This is a genomic window from Streptomyces sp. bgisy159 (assembly GCF_965341775.1).
Classification (GTDB): Bacteria; Actinomycetota; Actinomycetes; order Streptomycetales; family Streptomycetaceae; genus Streptomyces.
In genome coordinates, this window is sequence record NZ_CBDQZH010000016.1 from 47,456 (window position 1) to 63,151 (window position 15,696).

Sequence of the window (15,696 nt, forward strand, 5' to 3'; positions counted from 1 at the left end):
GCGGGCCAGGGCACCGCGACGGGGCACGCGAGGCCCGGCGTACGCTGGGTGCCCAGTCCGTTCTGCGATCCGGAGCACCTTTTTCGTGAGCGATCAGTCCCGCCGTCCCCGCCGCCCCGGCAAGCCCTACCGCCGGCCCCAGAAGGACCCCGTGCGCATCCTCGCCTTCGAGGCGCTGCGCGCGGTGGACGAGCGGGACGCCTACGCCAACCTCGTGCTGCCGCCGCTGCTGCGCAAGGCACGCGAGCAGGAGGGCCCCGAGCGGTTCGACGGCCGGGACGCGGCGCTGGCCACCGAGCTGGTGTACGGCACGCTCCGGCGGCAGGGGACGTACGACGCGATCATCGCCGCCTGCGTCGACCGGCCCCTGCGGGAGGTCGACCCGCCGGTGCTGGACGTGCTCGGCCTCGGGGCGCACCAGCTGCTCGGGACGCGGATCCCGGCCCACGCCGCCGTCTCCGCGACCGTGGAACTGGCGCGGGTGGTGCTCGGGGACGGGCGCGCCAAGTTCGTCAACGCCGTACTGCGCAAGATCGCCCAGGACGACCTCGACGGCTGGCTGGCCCGGGTCGCGCCGCCCTACGACGAGGACCCCGAGGAGCACCTCGCCGTCGTCCACTCGCACCCCCGCTGGGTCGTCTCCGCGCTGTGGGACTCCCTCGGCGGCGGCCGGGCCGGCATCGAGAAGCTGCTGGCGGCGGACAACGAGCGGCCCGAGGTGACCCTGGTCGCCCGTCCCGGCCGCGCCACCCCCGAAGAACTGCTGGACGAGGACGCCGCTGCCCCCGGCCGCTGGTCCCCGTACGCGGTACGGCTCACCGAGGGCGGCGAGCCCGGCGCCGTCGAGGCCGTACGGCAGGGCCGGGCCGGCGTCCAGGACGAGGGCAGCCAGCTGGTGGCCCTGGCCCTGGCCGACGCGCCCCTCGAAGGGCCCGACGAGCGATGGCTCGACGGGTGTGCGGGGCCCGGCGGCAAGGCGGCGCTGCTGGGAGCACTCGCCGCCGCGCGCGGGGCCACCCTGCTCGCCTCGGAGAAGCAGCCGCACCGGGCGGGACTGGTCGCGCGGGCCCTCGCCGGGAACCCGGGGCCCTACCAGGTCATCGCCGCCGACGGCACCCGCCCGCCGTGGCGGCCCGGCTCCTTCGACCGAGTGCTGGTGGACGTGCCCTGCACCGGGCTCGGCGCACTGCGCAGGCGGCCCGAGGCCAGATGGCGGCGCCGGCCGGAGGACCTCGACGGGTTCGCCCCGCTGCAGCGCGGCCTGCTGCGCTCCGCACTGGAGGCCGTACGGGTCGGCGGCGTCGTCGGGTACGCCACCTGCTCGCCCCACCTCGCGGAGACCCGGGCCGTCGTCGCGGACGTGCTCAAGCAGTACCCCGGGACCGACCTGATCGACGCGCGGCCCCTGCTGCCGGGCGTGCCGGAGCTGGGGGAGGGCCCCGACGTGCAGCTGTGGCCGCACCTCCACGGGACCGACGCGATGTACCTGGCGCTGATCCGGCGGACCGGCTAGGTGTTCTGTCCGGGGAGGGTGGTGACCGGCGCGCCGGGTGCTCGACCGGGTGAAGGCCCTGGTGGCGGCGCCTGTCAGGCGTCCTGCCGGGCGTCCTGCCGGGCGGCCCCGTCGCGCCGTGCCAGCGGGTGGGGCCACCACACCTTCTTCCCGGTGTCCAGGAAGAGGGCCGTGACCAGGACCGAGCGGATGATGAAGGTGTCGAGCAGGACACCGAGGGCGACCGCGAAGCCGATCTCCGCGAAACCGACCATGGGCAGCGTGCCGAGGGCGGCGAAGGTGCCCGCCAGGACCAGGCCCGCCGAGGTGATCACCGCGCCGGTGGCGGCGAGCCCGGTCACCACGCCCGGCCGGGTGCCCTGGCGGATCGCCTCCTCACGGATCCGGGTGGTCAGGAAGATGTTGTAGTCGATGCCCAGGGCCACCAGGAACACGAAGACGAACAGCGGGAAGGCCACGTCCTCGCCCGCGTAGTCGAAGACGTACCGGAAGGCGAGCGCACTCAGCCCCAGCGCCGTCGCCAGGGACAGCATGACCGTGCCGATCAGCAGCAACGGGGCCACCAGGGCGCGCAGCAGGACCGCGAGCACCAGCAGCACCACCGCCAGGACGAGCGGGATGACCAGATAGTTGTCGTGGGTCTGGGCCCTGTCCATGTCCAGCAGGGCCGCCGTGCCGCCGCCGACCTGGGCGTCGGCGCCGGGCACGGCGTGCACGGCGTCGCGCACCCGGTCCACGGTCGCCTTCGCGGCGGCGCTGTCGGCGGGGTCGGTCAGGGTCGCCTCCAGGAGCACCCGGCCGTCGTGCTCCGGCGCCGCACCCGGCGGCACCCGGATGCTGCTCGGCACGACGCCCGGATCCGCGGCCACCACACGGCCCACCCGCTCGGCCTTGCCGACGTCGGAGACGATGACCAGCGGATCGCCGGTGCCGGCCGGAAAGTACCGCGCGGACACCTCCTGGCCGACGATCGAGTCGGGCTTGTCGGTGAAGGCGTCGGCGTTGCGGATGCCCTCCGCCCGCAGCTGGAACAGACCGAGGGACAGCGCCGCCAGGGCCGCCGCCGTGACACCCCACACCAGACGCGGGCGGCGGGCGATCCGGCGGCCCATGCGCGCCCACAGCCCGCGCTCCGTGGGGTCGGGTGTCCCGTAGTGCGGTACCACCGGCCAGAAGATCCAGCGGCCGAAGACCAGCAGCAGCGCCGGGAACAGCGTGAGCATGGCCAGCAGGGCGACGGTCACGCCGATGGCCGCGACGGGACCGAGACCGCGCGTGGAGTTCATCTCGGCCACCAGCAGGACGAGCATGCTCAGCACGACCGTGAGGCCCGAGGCGAGCACCGCGGGACCCGCCCGGTGCAGCGCCAGCCGCATCGCCTCGTGCCGGTCCTCGTGGCGGCGCAGTTCCTCTCGGTAACGGGCGACCAGCAGCAGCGCGTAGTCGGTGCCCGCGCCGAAGACCAGCACCGTGAGGATGCCCGCACTCTGGCCGTTGACGGTCAGGCCGCCGTGCCGGGCGAGGAGGTAGATCAGCGCCTGCGCGGTGAACAGGGCGGCCACCACCCCGAGCAGCGGCACCAGCAGCAGCGTGGGACTGCGGTAGGTGATCAGCAGCATCACGATCACCACGCCCATCGCGGCGAACAGCAGCGTGGAGTCGATGCCCTCGAACGCCTCGGCGAAGTCCGCGGACGTACCGCCCGGTCCGGTGATGTGCACGGACAACCCGGGCGCGCCGTCGTCGACCTCGGCGCGGATGGAGTCGACGGCGGGGGCGATGCGCTGCCAGCCGCTGGCGTCCATGGTGATCGGTACGAAGACCTGGGCGGCGCGCGGATCGGCGGGCCGGTCGAAGACCGGGCCGCGGGTCTCGTCGCCGCGCACGCCGTGGTCCTCCAGGGTCCGCAGCTGCCGTACGTCCTCGGCGATCCGCGCCCGGTCCGCGGCGGTGAGGCCGCTGTCGCGGGCGTACACCACCACCGCCGGGATCTGCTCCGGCCGGAACTCCTCGGACGCCTCCAGCACCTGGGTGGACTCCGCGGACCCCGGCAGCCACGACTGCGCGTCGTTGTCCTGCGCGTCGTTCAGTTTCGCCCCGAAAGGCGCCGCGACGAGCAGCACCACCACCCACAACCCGACGACGACCCACTTCGACCGCCGCCCGCACACGAACCCGACCGAAGCCTGCTTCCACGCCTCAAGACGCCTCATGAGCAACTCCCTGGGAGGGGCGCGGGACCGGGACACGCGCGGCTCCGGTGCGCCGGTGCGCCAGGCCACCGACGACCCGCGGTCGCCGCACGACAGTACCGCCGGAGCCCGATGCGTCGGACCCCTCGGGGACATGGCAGGCTTGGCACATGGCCGCGCAGATCAACCCCAGCATCCTGTCCGCCGACTTCGCCCGCCTCGCGGACGAGGCGACGGCGGTCGCCGGAGCCGACATGCTCCACGTCGACGTGATGGACAACCATTTCGTCCCGAACCTCACGCTCGGCGTTCCGGTCGTGGAATCACTGGCCCGCGCGACGGACACCCCGCTGGACTGCCACCTGATGATCGAGGCCCCCGACCGCTGGGCTCCGCAGTACGTGGAAGCCGGTGCCTCCTCTGTCACCTTCCACGTCGAGGCCGCCGCCGCTCCCGTGCGGCTGGCCCGGGAGATCCGGGCGAAGGGCGCGCGCGCCTCCATGGCCCTGAAGCCCGCGACGCCCATCGAGCCGTACGAGGACCTCCTCCCCGAACTCGACATGCTGCTGATCATGACGGTCGAGCCCGGATTCGGAGGCCAGGCGTTCCTCGACATCATGCTTCCGAAGATCCGCCGTACCCGCGAGTTGATCAGCAAGCACGGCCTGCAGCTGTGGCTCCAGGTGGACGGCGGGGTCTCCGCCTCGACGATCGAGCGGTGCGCCGAGGCGGGCGCGGACGTCTTCGTCGCCGGCTCCGCCGTGTACGGTGCCGAGGACCCGGCGGAGGCGGTGCGCGCCCTGCGCGCGCGGGCGGAGGCGGCGACCGCCGGGGCGAGCTGGGCGTGCGACCACTGAGCCACAGCAAAGTGAACGGCTCCCACCAGGGCTGATCGACGGCGCCGAATCTGCGAGGATGAACGGCGAATCCAGAATGTGAACAGCAGTGAGGAGATCGCCGTGTCGGGTATGTCGGCGGGCCGGTCAGCCATGCGGATGGGACCCGCTGAGCTGGTGCAGGCGGCGGCCATGGCCCGCCGCTTCTACCTAGAGGGCAAATCCAAGATCCAGATCGCGGAGGAGTTCGGCGTCAGCCGGTTCAAGGTGGCGCGGGTGCTGGAGACGGCCCTGGAACGGGATCTCGTACGGATCGAGATCCGCGTGCCGGCCGAACTGGACGCGGAGCGCTCCGACGCGCTCCGCGCCCGCTACGGTCTCCGGCACGCCGTCGTGGTGGAGTCCCCGGCCGAGGCGGAGGAGACCCCGGATCCGGAGAACCTGGGGGAGGTGGCCGCCGACCTGCTCGGCGAGCTGGTCAACGAGGGGGACGTGCTCGGGCTGGCCTGGGGCCGGTCCACCATCCACATGGCGGCGGCGCTGGACCGGCTGCCGCCCTGCACGGTCGTGCAGCTGACGGGCGTGTACGACGCCGGGACCTCCGAGCGCGGCTCGGTCGAGGCCGTGCGCCGCGCCGCCCAGGTGTCCGGCGGGGACGCCCACCCCATCTACGCGCCGATGCTGCTGCCGGACGCCGCCACCGCGGCCGCCCTGCGCCACCAGACCGGGATCGCCCGGGCCTTCGAGTACTTCGACAAGGTCACGGTCGCCTGCGTCTCCATCGGCTCCTGGGAGCCGGGCATCTCGACGGTGCACGACATGCTCAGCGACGAGGAACGGGCGCACTACGCCTCGCTCGGTGTCGCCGCCGAGATGGCCGCGCACCTCTTCGACGCCGAAGGACGCCGGATCGGGCGGGACCTGGGGGAGCGCTGCATCACCGTGAAGGCGGAGCAGCTCCGCCGTGTTCCGGAGGTCGTCGCGATCGCGGGCGGGCAGCGCAAGGCTCCCGCGATCGACGCCGTCCTGCGGTCGGGGCTCGTCACCAGCCTGGTGACGGACACCTCCGCCGCCGACTTCCTGATGGCGGCCGGCTCGACCCCCCGTCCCGCGCTCAACCGGGCTGACCCGGACGGCGCCTGACGGTGTGTGATGGGTTCCGCTGGACCGGACGGGCCGTGGCAGCACCGCCGGCGCGCTGCCGCGCTTCGACCGCCGGGCGCTCCGGTGCGGCCCCGTCCTGCCGGGCGGGCCGACGGGACGCGGTACGGGGGCCGGGCTGGCCGGCGGGACGCGGTACGGCCTGCGGGGCCGGCGGGACGTGGTACGGGGGCCGACCCGCTCCCCGGCGGGTCCGGCCGCTCCGCCGCGACCGCGCGGGTCCCGGGCGGACGGGGCGACATCGCGGCCGTTCGGTGGCGCCGGCCCTTGGAGGTTCCTCCTAGAGGGGTCCTGACCAGCCTGGATGTTATGACGGGGTATGCCGGGCCCCTGGCCATGGGACACTGAAGTACGTGCTCTTTTCCCCCTGGCACACCTGTCAGGGGGTCACCTCTGATCGACTGGGATGTGCAGCACGTGCGTTTCCTCAACGACATCCAGCCCGCCTACGACCTGACGTACGACGACGTCTTCATGGTGCCGAGCCGCTCCGCGGTCGGCTCGCGTCAGGGCGTGGACCTCTCCTCCCCGGACGGCACGGGGACCACGATCCCGCTGGTCGTCGCCAACATGACGGCCATCGCCGGGCGGCGGATGGCGGAGACCGTCGCGCGGCGCGGCGGACTCGTCGTGATCCCGCAGGACATCCCCCTCGAGGTGATCACCGAGGTGATTGCCTGGGTCAAGAGCCGCCACCTCGTCCTCGACACCCCCATCGTGCTCGCCCCGCACCAGACCGTCGCCGACGCGCTGGCCCTGCTGCCCAAGCGCGCGCACAACGCCGGTGTCGTGGTGGACGAGGACGGCCGGCCCGTCGGCGTGGTCACCGACCGGGACCTCAGCGGCGTCGACCGCTTCACCCAGCTCGAAGTGGTCATGTCCAAGGACCTGCTGCTGATCGACGCCGGCATGGACCCCCGCGAGGCCTTCAACACCCTCGACACCGCCAACCGGCGCTACGCCCCGGCCGTGGACGAGAACGGCAGGCTCGCCGGCATCCTCACCCGCAAGGGCGCCCTGCGCGCCACCCTCTACACGCCGGCCGTCGACCGGAACGGCAGGCTGCGCGTCGCCGCCGCCGTCGGCATCAACGGCGACGTGGCGGGCAAGGCCAAGCAACTGCTCGACGCGGGCGTCGACACCCTCGTCATCGACACGGCGCACGGCCACCAGGAGTCGATGATCAGCGCCGTCAAGGTGGTCCGGGCGCTCGACCCGCAGGTGCCGATCGTCGCCGGCAACATCGTCTCCGCCGAAGGCGTCAAGGACCTGGTCGACGCGGGTGCGGACATCATCAAGGTCGGGGTCGGCCCGGGCGCCATGTGCACCACCCGGATGATGACGGGCGTCGGCCGGCCGCAGTTCTCCGCGGTGCTGGAGTGCGCTGCCGAGGCGAGGAAGTACGGCAAGCACGTCTGGGCCGACGGCGGTGTCCGGCACCCGCGCGACGTCGCCATGGCACTGGCCGCCGGGGCCTCCAACGTCATGATCGGCTCCTGGTTCGCGGGCACCTACGAGTCGCCGGGCGACCTCCAGCACGACGCCCAGGGCCGTGCGTACAAGGAGTCCTTCGGCATGGCGTCCGCCCGCGCGGTGCGCAACCGCACGTCCGAGGAGTCGGCCTACGACCGCGCCCGCAAGGCCCTGTTCGAGGAGGGCATCTCCACCTCCCGCATGTTCCTCGACCCGGCCCGCCCCGGCGTCGAGGACCTGATCGACTCGATCATCGCGGGCGTCCGCTCGTCCTGCACCTACGCCGGGGCCGGCTCCCTCGAGGAGTTCGCCGAGAAGGCCGTGGTCGGCATCCAGAGCGCCGCCGGCTACGCCGAGGGCAAGCCCCTGCACGCCAGCTGGAACTGACCCTCCGCGACGGCCTCTGTCCGTCCCGAGAGGGCCAGTCCCTCCGAGGCGGCCTCCGCTCCTCCCGTCGGCCCCCGTCCCTCCCGCTCCGGTGGAGGACGGGGGCCGTCGGCGTGTCCGGGACGGACGCCCTGGTCTCGTCCGGCGTCCGGTCCGTCGGCATCCGCAACGCTCCATCGCCCCCGTGCAACGAATGTCCGCGACCTGGCGATGAACGCAATGATCATGCGGATACGCGCAAGGTTGCTGCATTACAGGGGCAACGTCCCAGCTCATAGGGTTCTGCGCTGTACGTGGCGTGGCGGGGACCCCGCTCGGTGGGTTCCCGCAGTGTCCACCGGTCCCCGTCGCCCGACCGCAGCGACGAAGGAGTCAGCGCGTGCTCGACCAAGGCGCACCCCCGCAGCAGCGCCCCCTGTCCACCCCGCCGTCCCCCGGGATCGGCGCCCGCCTCATGCGCCGCAAGCCCGTGGAACGCCTGGTCGCCGAGGGTGGCCAGGGGGAGGGAGGGTCCCTGCGGCGCTCCCTGGGGCTGTGGCAGCTCACGATGATCAGCATCGGCGCCACCCTCGGCACCGGCATCTTCGTGGTGCTCGGCGAGGCCGTGCCCAAGGCCGGCCCGGCGGTCACCCTGTCCTTCGTCATCGCCGGTCTGACCGCCCTGTTCTCGGCCCTGTCCTACGCGGAACTGGCCGGCACCATCCCCGTCGCCGGCTCCTCCTACTCGTACGCATACGCAACGATGGGCGAGCTGATCGCCTGGATCTGCGGCTGGTGCCTGGTCCTGGAGTACGGCGTGTCGGTGGCCGCCGTCGCCGTCGGCTGGGGCGAGTACCTCAACGAGCTGCTCGACGGCACGATCGGTGTCACCATCCCCGACGCGCTGTCCGCGCCGCCCGGTGACGGCGGTGTCTTCAACCTGCCCGCGCTGATCGTGGTCCTGCTCGCCATGGCCTTCCTGCTCGGCGGCGCCCGCGAGTCCGCCCGCGCCAACACCGTCATGGTCGTCGTGAAGATCGCCGCGCTGGTGCTGTTCTGCGCGATCGGCGTGCAGGGCTTCCGCTCCGGCAACTACGACCACTTCATGCCGCTGGGCATGGCCGGCGTCAGCGCGGCCGGTGCGACGCTGTTCTTCTCGTACATCGGTTTCGACGCCGCCTCCACCGCCGGTGAGGAGGCGAAGAACGCGCAGCGCGACCTGCCCCGCGCGATCATGCTCTCGCTGGTCATCGTGACCGCGCTGTACGTCCTCGTCGCGGCCGTCGCCGTCGGCGCCCAGCCCTGGCAGCGGTTCGGCGACTCCGAGGCCGCCCTCGCCAAGATCATGAGCGAGGTCACCGGCCAGACGGTCTGGGGCACCGTGCTCGCCCTGTGCGCGGTCGTCGCCATCGCCAGCGTCGTGCTGACCGTGCTGTACGGCCAGACCCGCATCCTCTTCGCGATGTCCCGCGACGGCCTGGTGCCCAAGGTGTTCGGCAAGGTCCACCCGAAGACGGGTGCGCCCCGGCACAACACGGTCATCGTGTCCCTGTTCTGCGGAGTGCTCGCGGCGGCCGTTCCGCTGGGCCAGCTCGCCGACGCCACCAGCATCGGCACGCTGTTCGCCTTCGCGCTCGTCAACGTGGCCGTCGTGGTGCTGCGCCGGACCCGCCCGGAGATGCCGCGCACCTTCCGGGTGCCGCTGTCGCCCCTGCTGCCGGCGGTGGGCTTCGCCTTCTGCGTCTGGATGATGGCCAGCCTCTCCGCCGTCACCTGGGTGGTCTTCGGTGTCTGGATGGCCGTCGGGCTCGTGTTCTACTTCGTGTACGGCCACCGCCGTTCCCGACTCGCGAACATCTGAGAAGTGATCGACCCACCGTGCTGAACGATCTCGACGAACGCATCGTGCACGCCCTCGCCGAGGACGCCCGCCGCTCCTACGCGGACATCGGGCAGATGGTCGGCCTGTCCGCGCCCGCCGTCAAGCGGCGCGTGGACAGGCTGCGGGCGACCGGCGCCATCACCGGCTTCACCGTCCGCGTCGACCCGGCGGCGCTCGGCTGGGAGACCGAGGGGTTCGTCGAGATCTACTGCCGGCGCAACACCTCGCCGGAGACCATCCAGCGGGGCCTGGAGCGCTACCAGGAGGTGGTGTCCGCGTCGACCGTCACCGGGGACGCGGACGCCGTCGCCCAGGTCTTCGCCGCCGACATGCGGCACTTCGAACGGGTGCTGGAGCGCATCGCCGGTGAGCCGTTCGTGGAGCGCACCAGGTCCGTGCTGGTGCTCTCACCGCTGCTGCGCCGCTACTCCTCCGGCTCGCCCACCTGAGCGGGCCGGCCGTCGCGGGGGGCTGCTCGCCGCATGGGCCGGGTGCCGCGCGGGCCGGCAGCGCAGGGCCGGGGGCGGTGCACCGTGCCGAGCTGGTGAGCGGTGCCGAGCCCCCTCCCGTGGGCCGTGTGCCACCCGCTGAGCCGGGCCGTACCGCGCGGAGCGGCAACCGTCACCGCGCGCGTTCCGCGCGCCGGGCTCACTCCGCGTGCCGGCGGACCTCGGCCAGCAGGCGCCGCACCGCCAGCACATGCCCGCGCGTCCCGATCACCAGCAGCCGGTAGAGCCGGCCCAGCGGCCCGGGGAAGACCGCCCGCGTCTCGGCCCGCAGGAGTGTGCGCCCCGCCCCCGCCGCTTCCAGGTGGAAGATCAGGGCGTACGCCGAGAAGCGGTGACGGCCGACGAGCGTCAGCTCCCGACCCGGTACCGCGCCGGCCACGCGGAACCCGGGCAGCGCCGATCCCGGAACCGGCGGCCGGGGGCCGGTGGCGACGCGGTCCGCGCAGCCGAGCAGACGGGCGACGGCGACGGAACGCGGGCTCCGGAACCCACGGTCCACCACCTCGGCGAGGGCCCGCCACACGGCGTCCGGTCCGGCCGCGACGACCGTGGTGTGCGCGTCGACGAAGGGCAGGACAGGGATCTCGGCGGTGTCCATGACGGCACCTTTCGGCAGACGGACCGGAAAACGGCTTCGCTCGGTATCCTCGCCCGCCCTCATCAGCGCCGGCTTCCTGCGGCGGGCCGACAGAGGTGGCCGCGCGGGGGAGGAGACGCCCGGAAGACCTCGTTCTCCCGGCGGACCCCGCCCGCCACGGCCCGCCGTGGGAATCTCCCGCGCGGACGCCCCGGGCCGCCTACCATCGGTGCCATGACCTGGCGACATTGATCCACCGGCCACGCCTCCCGAGGACCGCCTCGGACGCCGTACCTCCGGCATCCGATCCGATCCCGCGGGAAGGCCCCATGACTCTCTCACCCACGCGCGCGCCCTCCGACGGCGTCCGGCGGCTCGCCGTCACGCTCCACGCGCACGCGTTCCTCGACGAGTTCGTCCTGCTCTACCCGGTGTACGCGCTGCTGTTCGCCGACACCGGCCTCACTCTGTGGCAGATCTCCTCCCTCTTCGTCCTCTGGTCGCTCACCGGCGTTCTCCTGGAGGTCCCCTCCGGAGCCTGGGCCGACGCCTTCTCGCGCCGCATGCTGCTGTGGCTCGGCCCCCTGCTGACGGCGGCCGGCTTCGGACTGTGGGTGCTGGCTCCGTCGTACGGGACGTTCGCGCTCGGCTTCGTGCTGTGGGGGGCGCGCGGCGCCCTGGGCTCCGGTGCGCTGGAGGCCCTCGTCTACGAGGAACTGGACCGGCTCGGTGAGAGCCGCCGCTACGCCGGACTCATGGGCCGGGCCCAGGCGGCCGGACAGGTCGCCGTGATGGCGGCCATGGCGCTGGCCGGACCGGCGTTCGCGCTCGGCGGGTACCGGCTCGTCGGCGCGGCGAGCGTGCTCGCGTGTCTGCTGACCGCGGCCGTCGCCACCCGCTTCCCGGAACGGCGGGCGCCGGTGCGCGGCGGTGACGAGGACGGCTGGGCCGCGACCCTGCGCGCCGGCCTGCGCGAGGCGCGGCGCGACCGCTCGGTACGTGGGGCCCTGCTGCTGGTTCCGGCCGTCGCGGCGGTGTGGGGAGCGCTCGACGAGTACACGCCGCTGCTGGCCCTGGACACCGGCGTGGCGGCGGCCACGGTGCCCTACCTGCTGGTGGTGATCTGGGCCGGGGTCAGCGTCGGCAGTCTGCTGGCCGGCCCCGCGGCCCGCCTCGGCCGCCCGGGCCTCGCCGCGCTGCTCACGCTCTGTGCCGTCGCCCTGGCCGCCGGCGCGTCCTGGGGCCGACCGGCCGGCATGGTGCTCGTCGCCGTCGCCTTCGGCGGCTTCCAGCTCGCCACCGTCCTCGCCGACGCCCGCCTGCAGCAACGCATCGAGGGCGCCGCGCGCGCCACCCTCACCTCGCTCGCCGGCCTCGGCACCGAACTGGTCACGATGGCCGTCTACGGCGTGTACGCCACCCTGGGCACCACCGCATCCCACGGCACGGTCTTCACCCTCTTCGCCGTGCCCTACCTGCTCACGGCCCTCCTGCTCACCGCCCGACGCGCCGCACGGGCCCCCGCGCATCCGGGGGGAGGGGGACCGCTCGGCCCGCCCGCGGCGCACCCGCACCCGGGGGCGCGCGACCGGACCGGCGACGACTGACCGCCCAACCGGCACCCGCGCCGCGGCCGACGCTCGCGGGGGAACCGCGCGAGCGGCCTCGCCCGCCCGCTCCCGGAAAGCCCTCCGTGCCCCGCACAACGAATCACCGCCGGTCGGCCCCCGCACGCAACGATTCCCTCACCGGCGCGCAACGGCTCCTCCTTGTCCGGCCTGGTCAGCCGACCGTACCGTCTACGTGGCCCCCCGAACCCCCTTCCGCCCGCTGAGGAACCCGTATGCGCACCGCCCTGCTGCAGAGCTCCGGCCGCCCCGGCTCACCCGCCGAGAACCTGAAGGTGCTCGACGAGGCCGCGGGCCGGGCTGCCGCCGCGGGCGCCGGACTGCTGATCACGCCGGAGATGTTCCTGACGGGCTACGCGATCGGCGACGACATCGCCCGCCTGGCCGAGCCCGCCGACGGTGACGCCGCCGACGCGGTCGCGGAGATCGCCGGCCGGCACGGTGTGGCCGTCGCGTACGGCTACCCGGAGCGCGCCGGCGAGACGGTGTACAACTCCGTCCAGCTGGTCTCGGCGGACGGCACCCGCCTCGCCGGCTACCGCAAGACCCACCTCTTCGGCTGCTTCGAGCGGGACCACTTCGCGCCGGGCGAGCGGCAGGTCGTCCAGGCCGAGCTGAACGGCCTGACCGTCGGCCTGCTGATCTGCTACGACGTCGAGTTCCCGGAGAACGTCCGCGCGCACGCGCTGGCCGGCACCGACCTCCTGGTGGTGCCCACCGCGCAGATGCACCCGTTCCAGTTCGTCGCCGAGTCGATGATCCCGGTGCGGGCCTTCGAGAACCAGATGTACGTCGCCTACGTCAACCGCGTGGGCCGGGAAGGGGAGTTCGAGTTCGTCGGGCTGTCCACACTGGCCGGCCCCGACGGCATCGCCCGCACCCGCGCCGGCCGCGCCGAGCAACTGGTGTTCGCCGACGCCGACCCCGTCTCGCTGGCCGCCTCCCGTGAGGCGAACCCGTACCTCGCGGACCGCCGCCCCGCCCTGTACGGGTCCCTGGTCTGACACCCGCCACTCCCCGAACCACCCCGCGCAAGGAGTCCGTACCCCATGACGTCCACGGTGCCCAACGCCGTCGAGCACGCCGACGAGCAGCAGCCGCCGATCACCATGTTCGGCCCGGACTTCCCCTACGCCTACGACGACTTCCTCGCCCACCCGGCGGGCCTCGGACAGATACCCGCGACCGCGCACGGCACCGAGGTCGCGATCATCGGCGGCGGCCTGTCCGGCGTCGTCGCGGCGTACGAGCTGATGAAGATGGGGCTCAAGCCGGTCGTCTACGAGGCCGACCAGCTCGGCGGGCGGCTGCGCACCGTCGGCTTCGAGGGCTGCGACGAGTCGCTCAACTGCGAGCTGGGCGCGATGCGCTTCCCGCCGTCCTCCACCGCCCTGCAGCACTACATCGACCTCGTCGGCCTGGAGACCAGGCCCTTCCCGAACCCGCTGGCCGAGGCCACCCCCTCGACCGTCGTCGACCTCAAGGGCGAGAGCCACTACGCGGAGACGATCGACGATCTCCCGCAGGTCTACCGGGACGTCGCCGAGGCCTGGAACAAGTGCCTCGACGAGGGCGCCGACTTCTCCGACATGAACCGCGCGATGCGCGAGCGCGACGTCCCGCGCATCCGCGAGATCTGGGCGAAGCTCGTCGAGAAGCTCGACAACCAGACGTTCTACGGCTTCCTCTGCGACTCCGAGGCGTTCCGGTCGTTCCGGCACCGTGAGATCTTCGGCCAGGTCGGCTTCGGCACCGGGGGCTGGGACACCGACTTCCCCAACTCCATCCTGGAGATCCTGCGCGTCGTCTACACCGAGGCCGACGACCACCACCGCGGCATCGTCGGCGGCTCCCAGCAGCTGCCGCTGCGCCTGTGGGAGCGCGAACCCGCGAAGATCGTGCACTGGCCGCACGGCACCTCGCTGGCGAAGCTGCACGCCGACGGCCGGCCGCGCCCGGCCGTGACCCGGCTGCACCGCACCGCGGGCAACCGGATCACCGTCACCGACGCCGACGGCGACATCCGCACCTACACCGCGGCGATCTTCACCGCCCAGTCCTGGATGCTGCTGTCCAAGATCGAGTGCGACGACTCGCTGTTCCCGATCGACCACTGGACGGCGATCGAGCGCACCCACTACATGGAGTCGTCCAAACTGTTCGTGCCGGTCGACCGGCCGTTCTGGCTGGACGAGGCCGTCGACGACCAGGGAAACCCGACGGGCCGGGACACCATGTCGATGACGCTGACGGACCGGATGACCCGCGGCACCTACCTGCTGGACAACGGCCCCGACCAGCCGGCCGTCATCTGCCTCTCGTACACCTGGTGCGACGACAGCCTGAAGTGGCTGCCGCTGTCCGCGAACGAGCGGATGGAGGTCATGCTGAAGTCGCTCGGCGAGATCTACCCGAAGGTCGACATCCGCAGGCACATCATCGGTAACCCGGTGACGGTCTCCTGGGAGAACGAGCCCTACTTCATGGGCGCCTTCAAGGCCAACCTGCCGGGCCACTACCGCTACCAGCGGCGCCTGTTCACGCACTTCATGCAGGACCGGCTGCCCGACGACAAGCGCGGCATCTTCCTCGCCGGCGACGACATCTCCTGGACCGCGGGCTGGGCCGAGGGAGCCGTGCAGACCGCGCTGAACGCGGTCTGGGGCGTGATGCACCACCTCGGCGGCACCACCGACCCGTCCAACCCCGGCCCGGGCGACGTCTACGACGAGATCGCGCCGGTCGAACTCCCCGAGGACTGACGACCCGACCCGGGCTCCTCCGCGGCCCCGCCAGCCGGTCCGGAGGGACCCGGCCCGGCTAGCGGGGCAGCGGCGTCAGCAGCATGCGGCCCGCGAAGCCGACGGCCGCGTCGAGGCGTTCGGTGAACTCCTCGGCGAGCTCCGGCAGCCGGCGCAGGGCCCACAGGGCGCGGGCCGCCGACCAGGCGGCCTCGCGGGCGCGCTCCAGGCTCCAGGAGCCGAGGAAGTGGGTGAGCGGGTCGGCGATCTGCAACAGGTCGGGGCCCGGCATCAGGTCCTCGCGGATCCGTTCCTCCAGCGCGACGAGGAGATCGCCGATCCGCTCGAACTCGTCCTCCAGCGCGACCGGTTCGCAGTCCAGCGCCTGGCAGGTGTCGACGACGGACAGCGCCAGGTCGTGGCCGATGTGCGCGTTGATGCCCGCCAGCGCGAACTGCAGCGGACGGATGCCGGGATGGCGGCGGAACTGGAACAGCGGCCGCCAGCAGGCCGGCGGCCGGTGGCCGGCCGCCGCCGCGTCCACCGCTCTCAGGTACCGTTCGGCGAACCGCACGCCGAGGGTGTTCGCGGCCCGCGCGTCCGTGAACCGGCCGTCGTCGATGTGCCGGCCGACCTCCCGCGTCACGGTGAGATAGACGCGGTTGAAGACCGCGATCCCGTCCCGCGCGGGCAGTGCCGAGTCCAGGGCACGCATCCGGGACAGCACCGCGCCGACGTCGGGGCCGCTGTCTTCCAACTGTTCCATGGGGGGCATGGAGGAAGGGTCGCAGCCCCGCGCCGGGCGATACGGCGACGGC

The 15,696-nt window shown here is 73.1% G+C and carries 12 protein-coding genes; 9 read left to right on the forward strand and 3 right to left on the reverse strand.

The genetic code is table 11. From position 1 onward, the window contains the following. The first annotated feature begins 85 nt into the window (after positions 1 to 85). Positions 86 to 1,513, forward strand: coding sequence for an RsmB/NOP family class I SAM-dependent RNA methyltransferase (locus ACSLTV_RS17760; RefSeq protein WP_432137542.1), 1,428 nt, complete (start codon positions 86 to 88; stop codon positions 1,511 to 1,513). A 74-nt stretch (positions 1,514 to 1,587) separates the two neighbouring features. Here the strand turns inward: ACSLTV_RS17760 and ACSLTV_RS17765 are convergent, their stop codons facing one another. Then, positions 1,588 to 3,726 carry an MMPL family transporter gene (locus ACSLTV_RS17765; protein ID WP_432137543.1) on the reverse strand — a complete coding sequence of 713 codons (2,139 nt, stop codon included), beginning with the start codon at positions 3,724 to 3,726 and terminating at the stop codon, positions 1,588 to 1,590. A gap of 149 nt (positions 3,727 to 3,875) precedes the next feature. Between ACSLTV_RS17765 and rpe the strand changes: the two genes are divergently transcribed. From rpe to ACSLTV_RS17790, 5 genes are all read left to right on the forward strand, one after another. Next, positions 3,876 to 4,562: a ribulose-phosphate 3-epimerase gene (gene rpe, locus ACSLTV_RS17770; protein WP_432137544.1), complete on the forward strand. Its 687-nt coding sequence runs from the start codon at positions 3,876 to 3,878 to the stop codon at positions 4,560 to 4,562. 78 nt (positions 4,563 to 4,640) lie between these two features. Continuing rightward, positions 4,641 to 5,684 (forward strand): sugar-binding transcriptional regulator, encoded by a 1,044-nt coding sequence (locus ACSLTV_RS17775; RefSeq protein WP_432137545.1) that lies wholly within the window; start codon positions 4,641 to 4,643, stop codon positions 5,682 to 5,684. Between the two features lie 435 nt (positions 5,685 to 6,119). Next, positions 6,120 to 7,562 (forward strand): GuaB1 family IMP dehydrogenase-related protein, encoded by a 1,443-nt coding sequence (locus ACSLTV_RS17780; RefSeq protein ID WP_432137546.1) that lies wholly within the window; start codon positions 6,120 to 6,122, stop codon positions 7,560 to 7,562. A gap of 379 nt (positions 7,563 to 7,941) precedes the next feature. After that, a complete protein-coding gene (locus ACSLTV_RS17785) occupies positions 7,942 to 9,402 on the forward strand; it encodes an amino acid permease (RefSeq protein ID WP_432137547.1) in 1,461 nt (486 codons plus the stop codon). A gap of 17 nt (positions 9,403 to 9,419) precedes the next feature. Continuing rightward, complete coding sequence (locus ACSLTV_RS17790) at positions 9,420 to 9,872, forward strand: Lrp/AsnC family transcriptional regulator (RefSeq protein WP_432137548.1); 453 nt, start codon at positions 9,420 to 9,422, stop codon at positions 9,870 to 9,872. Positions 9,873 to 10,071: 199 nt separating this feature from the next. Here the strand turns inward: ACSLTV_RS17790 and ACSLTV_RS17795 are convergent, their stop codons facing one another. After that, positions 10,072 to 10,530, reverse strand: coding sequence for a hypothetical protein (locus ACSLTV_RS17795; protein ID WP_432157177.1), 459 nt, complete (start codon positions 10,528 to 10,530; stop codon positions 10,072 to 10,074). 308 nt (positions 10,531 to 10,838) lie between these two features. Here ACSLTV_RS17795 and ACSLTV_RS17800 point away from each other — a divergent pair, with 308 nt between their 5' ends. From ACSLTV_RS17800 to ACSLTV_RS17810, 3 genes are all read left to right on the forward strand, one after another. Then, complete coding sequence (locus tag ACSLTV_RS17800) at positions 10,839 to 12,116, forward strand: MFS transporter (RefSeq protein ID WP_432137550.1); 1,278 nt, start codon at positions 10,839 to 10,841, stop codon at positions 12,114 to 12,116. Positions 12,117 to 12,352: 236 nt separating this feature from the next. After that, a complete protein-coding gene (locus ACSLTV_RS17805) occupies positions 12,353 to 13,141 on the forward strand; it encodes a carbon-nitrogen hydrolase family protein (RefSeq protein WP_432157175.1) in 789 nt (262 codons plus the stop codon). Between the two features lie 45 nt (positions 13,142 to 13,186). Further along, positions 13,187 to 14,899 carry a flavin monoamine oxidase family protein gene (locus ACSLTV_RS17810; protein WP_432137552.1) on the forward strand — a complete coding sequence of 571 codons (1,713 nt, stop codon included), beginning with the start codon at positions 13,187 to 13,189 and terminating at the stop codon, positions 14,897 to 14,899. 58 nt (positions 14,900 to 14,957) lie between these two features. Here ACSLTV_RS17810 and ACSLTV_RS17815 read toward each other — a convergent pair whose 3' ends face one another. Then, positions 14,958 to 15,644 (reverse strand): DUF5995 family protein, encoded by a 687-nt coding sequence (locus tag ACSLTV_RS17815; protein WP_432137615.1) that lies wholly within the window; start codon positions 15,642 to 15,644, stop codon positions 14,958 to 14,960. Between the last annotated feature and the right edge of the window lie 52 nt (positions 15,645 to 15,696).

Coding starts and splice junctions, on each gene's coding strand:
- rpe (WP_432137544.1), top strand. CDS start 3,876: ATGGCCGCGCAGATCAACCCCAGCATCCTGTCCGCCGACTTCGCCCGC.
- ACSLTV_RS17795 (WP_432157177.1), bottom strand. CDS start 10,530: ATGGACACCGCCGAGATCCCTGTCCTGCCCTTCGTCGACGCGCACACC.
- ACSLTV_RS17805 (WP_432157175.1), top strand. CDS start 12,353: ATGCGCACCGCCCTGCTGCAGAGCTCCGGCCGCCCCGGCTCACCCGCC.
- ACSLTV_RS17765 (WP_432137543.1), bottom strand. CDS start 3,726: ATGAGGCGTCTTGAGGCGTGGAAGCAGGCTTCGGTCGGGTTCGTGTGC.
- ACSLTV_RS17810 (WP_432137552.1), top strand. CDS start 13,187: ATGACGTCCACGGTGCCCAACGCCGTCGAGCACGCCGACGAGCAGCAG.
- ACSLTV_RS17815 (WP_432137615.1), bottom strand. CDS start 15,644: ATGGAACAGTTGGAAGACAGCGGCCCCGACGTCGGCGCGGTGCTGTCC.
- ACSLTV_RS17800 (WP_432137550.1), top strand. CDS start 10,839: ATGACTCTCTCACCCACGCGCGCGCCCTCCGACGGCGTCCGGCGGCTC.